This is a genomic window from Teredinibacter sp. KSP-S5-2 (assembly GCF_032773895.1).
Classification (GTDB): Bacteria; Pseudomonadota; Gammaproteobacteria; order Pseudomonadales; family Cellvibrionaceae.
This window is the reverse complement of record NZ_CP120416.1, coordinates 2,425,899-2,440,152: the sequence shown is the minus strand read 5'-3', so window position 1 is coordinate 2,440,152 and position 14,254 is coordinate 2,425,899. Positions and strand designations below refer to the sequence as shown.

Here is a 14,254-nt window from a genome sequence, read left to right as displayed (position 1 = left end):
TTAATCATTCCTAGTATGCTTTTTCCACTTTTCATGTGCTCTTTTTCTTTCTTCAATGAATTTGGAAAAATGATTTAAGGTAATGGTGGTACTTTTGGTTTTTCTGAAAAAACCTTCTAAGTCGTTAACAAAACTATCCATTTTTATACCTGGATATGAGTTTCCGATTTGAAGAGCGGAGTAACTAAGGTTTAAGGCGTTTTTAACTTGATTTATTGGTATCTCTCTCTGATTTGTGTGTTCTATAAAGCACTGTTCACAAAGGTCAGACCATAATTCGGTGCCGAGAATCGCTTTTTGAATACGTATCGCTGTGATAGCTAGATCAGAATATTTGATATCGTGGTAATTGCATGTGTTAGACCAGGCCTTATATAATTGAGCAACAAAATATATGGCTTGTGTGTCTAGATATGATTTCGATTGCATTGAGTAGAGCTTTAGTATTTCCGTTGCAGAATTTAATGCCCCGTTAGGCCTAGGCCGATTTTTTAAGTTTGGCATTGTTTCCGACGGATTGTTAAGTATCGCGAAAACTTTTGTTGTTAGCTCGTCTAGATTGTTAATGTCGGTTATAATTTCGTTCCACCCATTCCTGTTTCCGTCTTTGATTCTTAGGTCTTGCCTGTCTGTTCCTTTCTCCTGGGCATAAAATGCTGTTGGTACTCGTGCTGCAAGTAGCTCTTCGTATGTATTATACCCTGCAGCACAAACTGCCCCGTCCAGCCCATTAAAAAACCTTCTTATGTCGTACCCCGTATAAGGAATAACATTTTCCTTATAGTGAATTTTTCCGTTATATAAAGGACCATAGCCGACAATAAATTTATAATTATATTGAGATTTCGAAAATGAGCTTATGATTGTATCTATTTGGTTGTAAGCTTCCTTATCTCCACCGCCTCCTGCTGAAACGTATATTAGTTTTTCGTCGTCGCTTATACCAAAATAATCCCTTGTTTTTTCTCTCGAGAGCGAAAGTTCAGGTCGAAATCCATGTATAGTATCAGTGAATTTATGATACTTGACCTTGTCCGGAATAGAATATTTGAAATTGTTGTCGGGTTTGTCCGGGGTTAATATCAAATCATAGTAACCAAGAAGATCAGTTTTTTCGTTTGATTGATTTTTAGAGTCTTTAGTATGCCTATTGACAAAAACTCGCTTTTTACAGAAATCTTTAAACATTAAGAATTCGTTGAATGACCCGGCCGGAAAAGTATCCATAACAACGATATCAGGCCGGAAAGCACCAAAAAGATTGGATATAAAAAATCTTGTATTCGCTACAAGATCTTCTGAGTTTATATTTTGGATAGTAGGAATTTTATATACCGGAAATTCGTTGGCGATATGCGAAGCTTCTGAAGTTGTTAAAAATATAAACTCGGGTTTTACGTAAGAAGAAATACATAGTTCTTTGAGGATTCGTCCAATATTAAGTAACCTAGAAATATGTCCCAATCCATGTCCGTTAATGCCATAGAACACAATTTTTATCGAATCTCTATAATTTACGTTCATAATTTATCCGTTTTACATTTCTGGATGTCAATCTTTACTAATTCGGTTTTTTAGGGGTTATTAACAATATCTTCAAAAGTGAAATCTTGACTTTCTGGACTTGAGCTGTTCGAACGAGTCTTTATGTAGAGAGGGCTTTCTTCAATATTGTTTGTGAGAAGTGATTGTCTAAGAATTTTTTCAAAGTGATGGTTTGTGTTGTTTAAAAAATTATAGATTAAGGTTCTGTTCCACTTTATACTTTTAGACAGTGTACGTCCGATTTTCCACATGGAAATTAGATCTTCACTGGATTTTAATTTTCTGTCCGTGGCTATGCTTAATGAAATATTTTCCAAAATCATAATCTTGTTGTCATTGGAGTCGTTTAACGCGGAATTAAATGCTAAACTTATACCTAAACTATCAGCGAAAAAATTTATATCTTTTCTTGGTGGTTTGTTGGTATACCGAGATAAGGATTTCAAGATAGATTTAGATGAAATGTTATCCTGATTTATAGTGTAGGCAAGATTTTTACCGGCTAGATAATGGCCTCGGGTTAGTTGTTCTGCTTCCCATTGACGAGGGAATATAACAGGGTATGAACCACAAGCCAGGGTTTCAAATACGGAATTATATCCCCCCATACAAAAATGAATATCACTTTCCGCAAGCTTACTCTTAAACTCATTCGAAAATCTATGAAACTTAATGTTTTTGCATTCGTAAGTATTTATTAGTCTATTGATCGTGTCATTATCGTAGTGTTTTGACAGGAATACATCAAAATATAAACGGTATTGTTTAAAATCTATCCCGTTTATAGATTCTAAGAATCGCTGCTGTATTTCTAAGCCATCTCTTCCTCCGCCCACTGAAGAGATACAACGAATGGCCGCTTTTTTAGGGGGAGGGGCGTTACCGGTGACTTGCATGCCTGGTGGGCATATATAACCAATGTAATTTGTTATCGGTTCGAGTATTTCAAAAATTGGGTTGTTTGAATCGAAGTTCCAGATGCTCTTTTTTCCACAGATGAAAATATTGTCAAAGTATCTAACAGAATTTTTTAGTATTTCTAAGCTGTCTAGTTTATTTTTTTTATCGACGATTTCTCGTACATAGCTAATGATTTTAGCTCCTGGAAATTTTCGTTTAACTTCTTCAATAAGAACTAATATGTATGGGGATAATTCCTTTCTTCCAAATGGAAAAAATTCAATTAGTAATAAATCGACGTAATCAATTTTTAAAATATGGTCCCTAATCGCTTGCTTTCTTAGGTTAGAATAGATATTCCAATCTCCCTTATATCCCATGGATTCCTTGAAGTGACAATTCACGCCGCCTTCAATCATGGGGATTAACCTATAGTCAATTTTTTCAAAAAACTCAGGCTGTTGTACGGGTCGACCGCCAAATATTAGGTGTATATCATAATGATTGTTTTGGTTAAGTAAATGTTCGATGATGTTTGCGGTACGTTGAAAATGACCACATCCATACTGTTGTTCACAATAAAAAAGTAAGTTGGTTTTCATTTTACAGTTGCGGTCTATTTGATTCAAATTTATTAATAAAGTTGTATTTGTCGATAAACTGTTGTTCGCTTAGGTCAAATATTCTATCAGCAAGACGAATGGATTCTGGTCTGTGTGCTACAGCGATACGTGTTACATTAAGAGACTGTAGGTTTCTGTTAAGTCGGATTTCGGTTTCAACATCTAAAAATGCAGTTCCCTCATCAATAAATAATACTTTAGGATCTTTATAAAGAGCTCTTGCTAATATTACTCTTTGAGTTTGGCCAGCTGATAATCTCCCGCTATTTTGTCTTATTATTGTGTCATACTTTGCCGGAAACTTTTGAATTACGTCGTCAATAAGAGCTAACTTAGCTACCTCTTGAATCCTTTCGTAATTTGGATTTGAATCAAATAGTGCTATATTGCTAGCAATTGATCCGGAAAAAATAGAGTCATTTTGCATTACTGTCCCAAACTGCTTTCTCAGACCTCGTAAATCACTATTTTTAATACTGACATCATCGTATCGAATCTCTCCTGAATCGGCGTTATATAACCCTAAGATAAGCTTAAGTAGAGTAGTTTTTCCGCAGCCCGAAGCGCCTGTTAAAACTATAAATTCACCGGGAACAATGTCCAAACTTAAGTTTTCAATTAAATTTTTTCCTTCATTTGGATATTTGAAAGTAAGATTTGAAATCGAAATAGCACCGGTCAAATTTGTAGGCGCAGGATTGTTGGTATTAGTGTTTTCGGGTGCTTCCAGGAGTATGTCTGATACTCGAGCAAGTCTAACAAACAACATTTGATATCCGACAATTGACTCTATTAAGTCTCGAACACGTGTTGTTAAAAGTGTTCCATAAATAAATATTGAAAAAAACTCTCCAACTGTAAAGGTACCATTAATTACCATCATAATAGATAGATACATTACGAATAATCGATTTAGATTAAATATAAGATCCCCTGACTGCCGGAAAAGTAACCTAGAGCGACTTTTCTTAATGTTACTGTTTAGGGTGGTGATGTACTTTCTATCCCATTCGTTTAGTTGTTCAATTTCTGCCGCATATAGTTTAATTGTCTGGATAGATTGGACGGATTCGGATAAGTTAGTACGTTCTTCTTCAGCATTAATAGCTGACTCTCTTTCAATAACTGCTAACTTTTTAAAGTGAATTGTTGAAATCACCGAAAATATTGCAATGAAAAGTACAAAAGCGAAACCTATAGTAAGATCATGGGCAAATATGATGATAAGAACAAGAATAGATATGGCAGCATTAATGGTAGAACTAATAAATCGTTCTGAAAGGACTTTTTCGAGTTCTCTTGATGCTGTTACGCGGGATACAATATCTCCTGGCACCCTTGATTCGAAATATTTGATAGGTAAGGAGAATAGATGTCTGACGACATTTGAAGTTGTCTGATATATTAAATTGGTACCCAAAAATAACTCTTCTCTCGCTTTTTGAAGGCTTACGAGAAAATGAAATATGGCTAGCACGGTAAAAAATGATAGAATAATAAATAATAAGTTGGCGTCACCATTTTCAACAACTCTATCAATTACAATCCTGTAGCAAAAAGGAAATGATAGAATAAACACCTGGGAAAATAGAGCAAGTAAAATACTTGCCTTAAGAGAAGATCGGAAACCACTGAGTAGACCAAATACTTCATTTAAGTCGAAGCTTTTGTTTTGCTCAGGTTTATCAAATGATGCTTTAGGTTTGAGTTCAAAAGAGTATCCAGAAAATAATTTATTGGCTTCCTTTCTGTTGATAACCTTTTTCCCAAAAGTTGGGTCGTGTATGGTTATAGTGCTTGATGATACGTTTGTTAATACAACAAATCTATTAAGTTCCCAATGAATAATTGCTGGTAAAAGAAGTTTGTCAATCTGATTAAATTCAATGCGCCGCTGCTTTGCACTTAAATGACAATTATCCGCCATTTTTAGTAAGTCTTCAAATGCTTCACCTGTATGCGCCTGCTGAGATTGTTTTCGAATAACGCTAATATTCTTAAAGTTACCATAGTATCTCAAAACCATGGTAAGACAAACTAATGTACCATCATGGTCATAATCCTGAAGAAGAACGGGGACTTTTTCTTTAACTTTGTTGAAGTTGAGATAATTGTTCACGATTAAATTGTATTCCTTGTTACATATTTTTCAGAAGCTCTATAATTGGTTTAAAAGTTCGAAAAAATATATTTCTTCTATCAGTTACAATTGTGGCTGTTAACTCCATGCCTGGCTTTAAATTATATAATTTGTCTTCTATCTTGATTGATTGTCTATCTATATCACAATGAAAAACGAAGTAGTGTTCTTTGGGTAATGAAAGTAATGTGTGAACTTCGTTTTCTTTTAGCACGGTATCGCCTAATGCCGATATTGTTCCGTCAAACATTCCATAGGTGTTTTTTGGAAAAGCTGAATAGGCAACTTTTACTCTGTCCCCGATACCAATATTCCCCATTCCATTTGCAGGAACAAATAATTTAGCAATAAGTGACGATTTTTCAGGTATAATCGTGGCTAAGGTAGTTAGTTCATTTATTCTGTCTCCTACATTTCCTTGTAGGCCTATTATTTTTCCTTTAATAGGAGATGTAATTTCATATTGGTAATGTGATTTTAGCGTAATAATTGACTGTTCAATTTCACTTAATCTAAGATTATATTTTTGATTTGATAATTTATTCTCTGCTTCAAGTTGCTCTTTTTCTCGTAGTAAATTGGTTATGTGAATCTCAACTGAGATTAATTCCGATTTGGTTTCATATATTGATTTGTTTGAATCTATTTCCGCTATGCGGTAGGGGGCCAAATGGTCTCTCGATACGGTAGCTGCCTTAAGTTGATCTTTTGCTAAAGCATAGCTTTTCTTGTTTAGTTCTAATACGGTTTTTAGTACATCAACCTTTCTAAGACTTTCCTCTATAGCTTGTTTTACACGTTCCGATTTCTTTTCTGTGTTCAAATTGTTAACTTTTATCTGCTCATATATTATTGATCTTTGGCTTTCTAGGTTTTTGAGTTTGTCTTTGTATTCGTTTTCACTTTCTGATGTTGATCCGCTTATTCGTATGGAAAGTATTGATTGCCCAGCTTCAACTAAATCATCTTTATTTATATGTATTTCACTAATAAATCCTGAAGATTTGGAATACAACCTTGATATTCCTTTATCTGGGACTAGTATCCCAGAGACTTTAACTTTGTTTGAATAGGGTATAAATATTATAATAAGTAAAAATATGCTTGAAATTATACCTAAAACAATTAAGGTTATTTTTGACGAAAATGATTCCACCTCAATTAAATTACTATTCTTCTCGGAATAGAAATTATCTACTGCTTCTTTGCGGAAAAAATTATTTTTCATCTATTAACTATGCTATTTAGTTGTAAATATAATATTACGGGATAGGGTAATGGTTACAGTTCAATAAAGGTAATTTCATGTTCGCCCATATTTTCGTTAGCTGTCCACGGTTTGTCTGAGGTTATACGGCGGTTTTTCTTAACTGAATCAAGTTGATTTTTTCTGTGTTCTCTAGGATGTGGAATATGATGAATGTAGTTTTTCTTAATTCTTTGACCTTTCAACCCAGATTTTTTTAGTCTCTCCTGTAAGTCGAGATCTTCAACTCCATAGGAGGTTAGGCTTTCGTTGTAGCCGTTGACTTTGAGAAAGTCAGACTTTCTTATTAGAACGGATCCCGTTGTGTGTGGTTGATCTGTCCAGTGTCCATGATAAAATTGTCCGTTTGAAAGACGGTGATCCGAAAGAAAATTCGGATCAATTATCTTAATGTCACTGTCAGTAATAAATATGTGTTCATTACGACAGAGTCTAACTTTTAGATTGTTTACTGCGGAATAGTGATATTTTTCTTTTCCGTTTACTCTGGCAACCTTTATTCTTGAATCCTTGTTTTTGTTGACTACTTCCATAACGTCTTCATCAGAACTCCAGTCCACAATGATAATTTCTTCGACAAAACGAGCTTCTAGCCAAGTTTTCAAGGACTCATTCAGCATCTCGTTTCTGTTTTTTATTCCGACACAAACAGACCATTTGTTTTGTTTTAGAAGTTTGGAGGTTATAATATTAATTTGTTTGACCAAATTTTTAGTATTTTTTAGTATGTAGTTTGTATTACTTACCCCGATAATATCCTCAGATAATTTTTGAAGCCTGCCCTCCGGCTGGGGATTTGAAAAAATTAGCCTGTTAACTGGATGTCGGGAGATGTTATCTTTTGAAGATCGATGTTTGTGTATTTCTTCACATAATCTTGGGAAAAGTTGGTAATTCTCCATAATTAGGTGGCGAGCATGTAAAAGTGCTGAAGACCTCGCTTCCCATTTATCATGATCAATAATTTTTTCTATTGTCTTTGATATATTATTATTCACGGGGTTAATTTGAATCACTGATTCTGGGGGGAAGAAATCATGAATGTTTTCCTGCCCTATAACAATTGGTATTGTCCAACTTAGTAATATATCTGAGATATGCTCACCCCAGTAGTGTTTTGTCGTAGGCTCATCCAAAATTAGAGCGTACTTATGTCTATATAGCTGATCTTCCATCTCCCGATAGTTATTCAATTTATTGATCACAGGAATCTGCTTTTTCAAGTCGTATCTTATGTCTTTTAATACATTTTCTCTAACAACTGATGAAGGTAAGTTATCAATAATAAGAATGTCGTGGGGTTTAAATGGCCTCTCCATTTTTTTTAATTGATCAAAGTTTTTATTTAGCCTCCAGGGGAGAATCATTGGTGTTAGAAAGTATTTGTCACCGACTAATGTTTCATCGACGGTATATATTCTATCCGCGTTCTTATCACCTCTATACGTATTTCTATTCTTTGTGTTAGGCTGAAGTTGAATAAAATTCCATAGCCTACCTGGTGGGCAACTTACTTTAATGTCAGAGCTCGGCGGCGTTAATATCACAGCATAATCGCATTCGCCAGTTTCTTCGAATGTAAACTCTATATCGTCCCATTTTCCTGATCTATTAGGCGTCTGTTGAATAAGACTCTTATGAAGCCTTTCATATATGGGCAAATTTGTATTTGCAATTAATCTTACTAAAGTCATTTTTAATTTGTCGAGCTAGATAATGTGAAAATAACCATACAAAAATTAAGAGTTGAAAGTCTTTAATATATTTTGTGACGGGTAGTATCTGTTATTGCACCAGAAAAAAATATGTCGGATGTACATTTTTATGGCGCTAAATTAAATGATTGTAATTCGAATGTCGAGTAAAACTTACGTGGTTCTTATTTGTCTTCGGCTATAGTTGGCGCGGAAATATATTAATTATGACGTTAAGGGTTATCTGTGCCAAAAAATGCAGTTCAGTTCAAATAAAGTAACTAAAACTACAATGTTTTCTTTTTTTTTTTATTTTCTTAAAAGATTATGTGTAGGTTCCTACCTCATTGAGTTTGGTTTTAGAGTTTGTGTACATTTTTGATGTCTTAAATGCTACCTATTTAGGTTGTTATCGAATTTGATGTATGTTTTTTTAATGGTTAGAGATAAACGAGAAATATTTGAGTAAGGTTATTCTGCCCATGGAATCAAAAAAAAGTATCAATGTATGGTTCGTATGCGGGTTAAGTTTATGTAATTTTGATTGTGCATACTGTGCTAGCGGTGTTCCAAATCTTCAGGGGAAGAGAACAAATGATCGCGAGTGGGAAACAGAAGATGGAGCTTTTATCTTCGATAAGGTTCTCTCTTGGCTGTCAAAGCAGAGTTACAGTATTGGTTTACGATTGCAAACCATTGGTGAGCCTTTGGTTTCAAGAAAGTTTCTTGAAGGTGTTGCATATATTAGTCATAGTGAAAATATTAGATTTGTTGAGTTAGTTTCAAATGGTTCTTTAATTAGAAAGAGGTTGCCATTTTTAAAGAACAAGTGCGGGGTTGATCTAACAAAGCTAAGTATGTGGTTGACGCATCACCATACAGAGATAACACCAAAAGAATTTGTTGACCAAGCTTTATACGCTAAAGATCAGGGCGTGAAAGTCATCGTAAATTCACTTCTGTTCCCTGATAACGAAGATTCAGTACTCAAATTAAACCAACTATGTAAAAAGTACGAGATCGATATAAATATTGATCTTGGGCATAACTACAATGACGCTTATCCTGGTACGGATTACTTCGCTGTCTCTCAAGATGATCGGTCATTGTTACTGGGTGAGCTGAATTCAAACCTTGATGTTAAGCGGGCTGCAATTGTTGCTTCCCTAAAGCCCAAGGGTTTTCTTTGTTCTGCTGGCCATGATTATGTGTTTATTTCTAGTAAAGGGGATGTGTTCCCGTGTCGATCCTATTATGCGGGCGATCCCAATAATGTGCTCGGTTCCGCTTTGGATGAGCATTTCAGGCTCAATTTGAGGCAGAGCGAGTACTCTCCATGTCGCGTAAGGGATATCTGTTCATGCAAAGAAGACTATTTACACATGCAGATTGCTAGAACAAATCAAACTGATACTAAAAGTTTGGGCGTGGGATATTTCGGTGCAGTATCTGATAGCGAGAGAAGTAAGATGGAATCAGTTCTTCTCCAGGCTAATGAAACCAAGCTAATAAAGGTCTTGGAGACCACATGAGTTTTCTAGCGTTTTGTCATGATTATGGAGTTTAAATGTCACCTTGTTTCCATAAAGCGAACTTTTCAGATGACGATTTAGCATACGAGTTCGATAATCTGGATAAGCATAGACGTCTGTGGGCGGATGACTACAGGTATTTTTCAAGCGAATTAACTAAGTTGACGGAGCTATCGATTAATCAACGAAAGTCCGGTCATATGACTATGCAGGAGTTGTATTCTCGGGGGAGTGAGTTTTCATCGATTTTTTGTCTCAAAACGGATCGAAAAATCGTAGATTTTAATCAAGAATCTCAAGATTATTCCTATTTTTGTGTTGGTAGTTGGGCGCTGAGTCGCTGCAAGCGTTATATATTTTGGTTAGCTGATACGTGTGGGAACGAATGTTATGAGTTGTTTATACGTGATTTAATATCAGGGAAAACTAAAAATATAGATGCCACGAATCTAAGCGGTCTGGCCGTATGGGGTGAGGGTGGGAAGTTGTATTTAATCCAAAAAACTATACCCAGCTTTCGCGAGAGTTCGGTTCTCGTATATAGCGTTGACGATGATTCCTGGGATGTACTGCTTGAGGAAACGGATAGTAGGTATAAATTATCTTTTAAAATAACATCTGACTCAAAATACTTATTGGTTGTAAGTCGTTCGACATATGAAAATGTAATCAATGCTCTTAGTTTGTCTGGAGAAGGAAGTATATTTTCCACTTTAGACGGTAAGGCTAAAAACATAAAGTACCAGGTTGATCATTCTAATTCCGGTTTGGTGTTGTCAGAGAATCGTGGAGCTATGGATGTCAGTGTATACCATATTTCGGGATTTTGTGATTTAAAAAAAAGGGGTTCATGGAAAAAGCTTAATTTTGACATTGAGGACGGCCAAGGTTTAATTGACATAAAAATATACGATAGTTATATCGTCTTAAAATTAATAGAAAATGCTCAGGTATTTTTTAGACTATATGAAGTTGGTGATCTTAATGTTTGTGATGAGTTTAGAAGTTGTCGATTGGAGGAAAATACTCATTTTCTATATATTGAAAAAAACGAAGTTTTTTTTCGAATCTCGTCTCTATCCGGAGAGTCAGAGTCCCATAGGACTGCTTTTCAAACAGCTTGTCATAATCAAGGTTACTTGCTTTCGGCACAGGATGAAAGGTCGGGATTAGTATGTCAGCGATACCTTGTGAAATCAGAAGATTTGTCTTTAGTGCCTGTGACTATTGTGCATGCCAAGGATGTGGTATTGGATGGTAAGGCTCCCGCGTTAATTTGTGCGTATGGGGCATATGGTCTTAATTTCTCAACAGATTATAACCAGGAATTATTACCTTTATTAAAAAAAGGAGTTGTTTATATCATTGCCCACGTTAGAGGGGGAGGGGAAAGGGGTGGTGCCTGGAGTGAGGAGGGGAAGCGTGAAAAAAAAATTAATACATTCGTCGATTTCGATTCTGTAGTTAAGTTTCTTATATTCAATAATTTTGTTGATCAAAAGAAAATATTTGCAAAAGGTTACAGTGCTGGAGGATTAATTATGGCTTGGCTTGCGAATTCTAGCTCTCATGACTTTGCAGGTATTCTAGCTTGTTGCCCGTTTGTAGATGTGTTGGGAACTATGTCTGACGAAAATGCTCCGGGTACGACCACTGAATATTCGGAGTGGGGAAATCCTAGAGAAGACTACGATCACAAATATATTTCTGCATATTCTCCTTATCAAAATGTAACGCGAAAAAGATATTCTCCAATGTACATTTTATCCGGTGCCTTTGATTCCCAAGTCAGGTTTACTGAGGTTTTTAACTGGTATAGACGTTTGAAAGGATCGGTTTGTAATTTTCAAGATTTAATTATGGTTATAGATTTTAAGTCCGGACATTTGGGAAGGCAAGGTATCTATCAGCGCTGTTCCGATATCGCTCAGGAATACGCTTATATCTTTTATAGACTTTCCTGTATGGAAAAGGAACTGTCGTGAGTCAAGTAAGTATTCATGATTCTATAAAAAAAACGATTGTTTTTTTTGTTGGTGATTATCTTGGTCATATCTATGCTGTAGTCGGCGCGGCAAAAAAAATGCTCGACCTGGGGTTTGATGTAAAGTTTTTTACAATTGGTAGTGAAGATAAAATTCGACAAATGGGGTTTGATGCAATTGTTGTCCCAGAGTTTGATGAACCCGATTTTAAAGTTTTGCCTAAGATGTCGAGAAGTCGAGAGATAGATTTATGGTTGAATAAGGTTAATGAATGTATTGAAAGGGTGATGGCAGATATTAAACCAGACTTAATAATATTTGATCCTTTTTTGCTCATGTTTTATCCGTATTTTTGGCGTCTTGGTGTTAGGTGTGCATCTTTCAGCTCAAAGCCTCTTATAGAATCGGATCCGTTAGTGCCACCATTTCATAGTGATTTAATTCCTCAATATACAAAACTGGGGATTGCCCGTATTCGGTATGAGTGGGCTAAGCAGAAATTGGGCTATTTCCTTTATCGTTTTCAATGCCTGGTTTCGGAACTGATGACTGGAATATCTCATAGAACTGTTATGCTCCGTATCGCTGAAAATGTAGGATTTCCCATTAAAGATGAATATAGGGTTCGATATTTCTCATATGATATGTGTTTTAACAGTGTGCCCGAGTTGCTGTTTCAGGCAAAAGAATTTGATTTCCCAAGAAAAAGCTATAGAGAGGGGCATTCATTTTTTGTTGGTCCCTGTATTGTTGATGCGATTACTTCCTCTAAGGGTTTTGCTTTTCCTGAGGGAGATGGCCCACTAATCTATTGTCATTTAGGGACTGTTGCGACTCAGTTTGATTCGGAAAAATTAAAATTATACGAATGCGTTATAAATGCAGTTGAAGATAATGAGTCTCTTAGGCTTGTTGTATCGACCTGCCACGAGTTGGCGACTGAGCTCTTAAAAGCTAAACGCAAAAAAATATGCAAGAGAATATCTATAAATACAAGTGTTCCTCAGCACAATATTTTAAGCAAATCTAGCCTTCTTGTTACGCATGGTGGCGGTACGTCAATTAAGGAGGCAATTCATCATGGTGTTCCAATGCTGGCATTTCCAAGGCATGCGGATCAGCCGGGAAGTGTCGCAAGGTTGGTATTTCATGGTCTCGGTGAAAGGATAAGGGTTGTGTCGACTAAATCTGTATCAAGGTTAATAGAAAAAGTCGTCGGAGATGAAAGGTACAAAACTGCCGTGCTTAAAATGAGAGATAATTTTGAATTATACAATAGCAATGGCGTAATTGATAAAGTGCTTAAAGAAATAATTGATTTTCAGTAAAAATACAATTTTAATTGTTGAGGTTTAAATATGAGTGACTATAAAAACTCCGATCCATTTGAATCATATTACGTGGTTAAAAATATTAATAACCATCATTCTATTTGGCCTGATGAAAAAGAAATTCCAATCGGCTGGGATGTGGTTAGGGGGCCTGCTGGTAAGGAGGAATGCTTAGACTGGATTGAAAAAAATTGGTCTGGTCCATCTTTAACATAATTTTACGCTGCTACTACTAGGGATCTATATGACTCCTTCGGAGCTTCAAAATCATTCATCGCTTTTAAGTTGGTCTGGAGCTACTTCTTTTTATATTAAAAGAGATGATTTAATTAATGAAGGGTTTGCTTGCTCAAAGGTTAGAGTGGCGAGACGATTGATTGATGACGCGATTAAGATTAAGTGCGACAGCATTTTTTGTACTGCTTTAAGTGGGTCGTCTATGGTTTCAACTTTATCTAGGATGACAAAAGAACATGGGATGAAAATGTTTGCCTTTGTGAAGATGCAAAATTATTCAAATAGCGCGCATAAGAAAGTTCAATATTCTCTGGAAAATGGATGTAATTTTATTATATCTGAATCGAACGAATCTTTACGTCACGACAGTTTAAACGTGGCCAAAGCAATAAATCGTATAAAGGGAAAAGGCTATAAACCATACCAAACGCAGTTTAGTGGCTCTGGTCCAATTGCAATTGAAGCATATATCCAAGCTGGATTGGAGCTGGCAAAACAATTAAGGGAAAACTCAATTGAGTCGAATAACTGTTTGATTTATGTTCCCGCTGCTACTGGTACTTTGGCTTTTGGGGTCGGCTTGGGTCTGATGTTAAGTGGCAGTAAAGCTAAGCTAGTTTGTTGTGGCTTGTGTAAAGTGGGATACGCCGAACTAAGATCTTTGATCGGACATCTGGAATCTATCCGTTCTCAACTTTCGCTTCCTGTAGATTGGTTACGTAAGTTATTGGCGAGAAATGAGTTTAGAAATATCTGGGAAGATTCTCCGTTTTCCATACCGGATTCTAGCATTTGTGTAAAGCTGAGGCGGTATGAAAATAATATTTCATCAAAGTTTGATGAAGTTTATACATCAAAAGCATTCATGAGGGTTATTTTGGATGGAGAGCGAGAATTAATAAAAAATAGAGATGTTGTTTTTTGGATGACTGGGTCGGAAATTGATTCCGGTGAGTATCCAGTTTTAGATGCAACAAATGCACTGTTAGTCAACTGAAAA

The 14,254-nt window shown here is 35.8% G+C and carries 10 protein-coding genes; 5 read left to right on the top strand and 5 right to left on the bottom strand.

What is annotated here, in order from left to right; genetic code table 11:
- From P5V12_RS10545 to P5V12_RS10525, 5 genes are read right to left on the bottom strand one after another with little or no spacing between them, the layout of a single operon-like run.
- Complete coding sequence (locus P5V12_RS10545) at positions 1 to 1,524, bottom strand: hypothetical protein (RefSeq protein WP_316957316.1); 1,524 nt, start codon at positions 1,522 to 1,524, stop codon at positions 1 to 3.
- Positions 1,525 to 1,574: 50 nt separating this feature from the next.
- On the bottom strand, positions 1,575 to 3,047 hold the full coding sequence (locus tag P5V12_RS10540; RefSeq protein ID WP_316957315.1) for a glycosyltransferase: 1,473 nt from the start codon (positions 3,045 to 3,047) through the stop codon (positions 1,575 to 1,577).
- A gap of 1 nt (position 3,048) precedes the next feature.
- Positions 3,049 to 5,187, bottom strand: a complete 2,139-nt coding sequence (locus P5V12_RS10535; protein WP_316957314.1) for a peptidase domain-containing ABC transporter — start codon at positions 5,185 to 5,187, stop codon at positions 3,049 to 3,051.
- A 19-nt stretch (positions 5,188 to 5,206) separates the two neighbouring features.
- Complete coding sequence (locus P5V12_RS10530; RefSeq protein WP_316957313.1) at positions 5,207 to 6,436, bottom strand: HlyD family secretion protein; 1,230 nt, start codon at positions 6,434 to 6,436, stop codon at positions 5,207 to 5,209.
- Positions 6,437 to 6,489: 53 nt separating this feature from the next.
- Positions 6,490 to 8,169 (bottom strand): glycosyltransferase family 2 protein, encoded by a 1,680-nt coding sequence (locus tag P5V12_RS10525; protein ID WP_316957312.1) that lies wholly within the window; start codon positions 8,167 to 8,169, stop codon positions 6,490 to 6,492.
- Between the two features lie 461 nt (positions 8,170 to 8,630).
- Here P5V12_RS10525 and P5V12_RS10520 point away from each other — a divergent pair, with 461 nt between their 5' ends.
- From P5V12_RS10520 to P5V12_RS10500, 5 genes are read left to right on the top strand one after another with little or no spacing between them, the layout of a single operon-like run.
- Positions 8,631 to 9,701 carry a radical SAM protein gene (locus P5V12_RS10520; protein WP_316957311.1) on the top strand — a complete coding sequence of 357 codons (1,071 nt, stop codon included), beginning with the start codon at positions 8,631 to 8,633 and terminating at the stop codon, positions 9,699 to 9,701.
- Between the two features lie 35 nt (positions 9,702 to 9,736).
- Positions 9,737 to 11,686 (top strand): prolyl oligopeptidase family serine peptidase, encoded by a 1,950-nt coding sequence (locus P5V12_RS10515; protein ID WP_316957310.1) that lies wholly within the window; start codon positions 9,737 to 9,739, stop codon positions 11,684 to 11,686.
- Positions 11,683 to 13,014 carry a nucleotide disphospho-sugar-binding domain-containing protein gene (locus P5V12_RS10510; RefSeq protein ID WP_316957309.1) on the top strand — a complete coding sequence of 444 codons (1,332 nt, stop codon included), beginning with the start codon at positions 11,683 to 11,685 and terminating at the stop codon, positions 13,012 to 13,014. Before P5V12_RS10515 ends, P5V12_RS10510 begins: the two co-directional genes overlap by 4 nt.
- A gap of 30 nt (positions 13,015 to 13,044) precedes the next feature.
- Positions 13,045 to 13,233: an MbtH family NRPS accessory protein gene (locus P5V12_RS10505; protein ID WP_316957308.1), complete on the top strand. Its 189-nt coding sequence runs from the start codon at positions 13,045 to 13,047 to the stop codon at positions 13,231 to 13,233.
- Between the two features lie 28 nt (positions 13,234 to 13,261).
- Positions 13,262 to 14,251, top strand: a complete 990-nt coding sequence (locus P5V12_RS10500; RefSeq protein WP_316957307.1) for a hypothetical protein — start codon at positions 13,262 to 13,264, stop codon at positions 14,249 to 14,251.
- The last annotated feature ends 3 nt before the right edge of the window (positions 14,252 to 14,254 follow it).

Bases quoted from the DNA above. Each gene is read 5' to 3' on its own strand.
- P5V12_RS10540 (WP_316957315.1), bottom strand. From the start codon at position 3,047: ATGAAAACCAACTTACTTTTTTATTGTGAACAACAGTATGGATGTGGT.
- P5V12_RS10505 (WP_316957308.1), top strand. From the start codon at position 13,045: ATGAGTGACTATAAAAACTCCGATCCATTTGAATCATATTACGTGGTT.
- P5V12_RS10515 (WP_316957310.1), top strand. From the start codon at position 9,737: ATGTCACCTTGTTTCCATAAAGCGAACTTTTCAGATGACGATTTAGCA.
- P5V12_RS10530 (WP_316957313.1), bottom strand. From the start codon at position 6,436: ATGAAAAATAATTTTTTCCGCAAAGAAGCAGTAGATAATTTCTATTCC.
- P5V12_RS10500 (WP_316957307.1), top strand. From the start codon at position 13,262: ATGACTCCTTCGGAGCTTCAAAATCATTCATCGCTTTTAAGTTGGTCT.
- P5V12_RS10525 (WP_316957312.1), bottom strand. From the start codon at position 8,169: ATGACTTTAGTAAGATTAATTGCAAATACAAATTTGCCCATATATGAA.
- P5V12_RS10545 (WP_316957316.1), bottom strand. From the start codon at position 1,524: ATGAACGTAAATTATAGAGATTCGATAAAAATTGTGTTCTATGGCATT.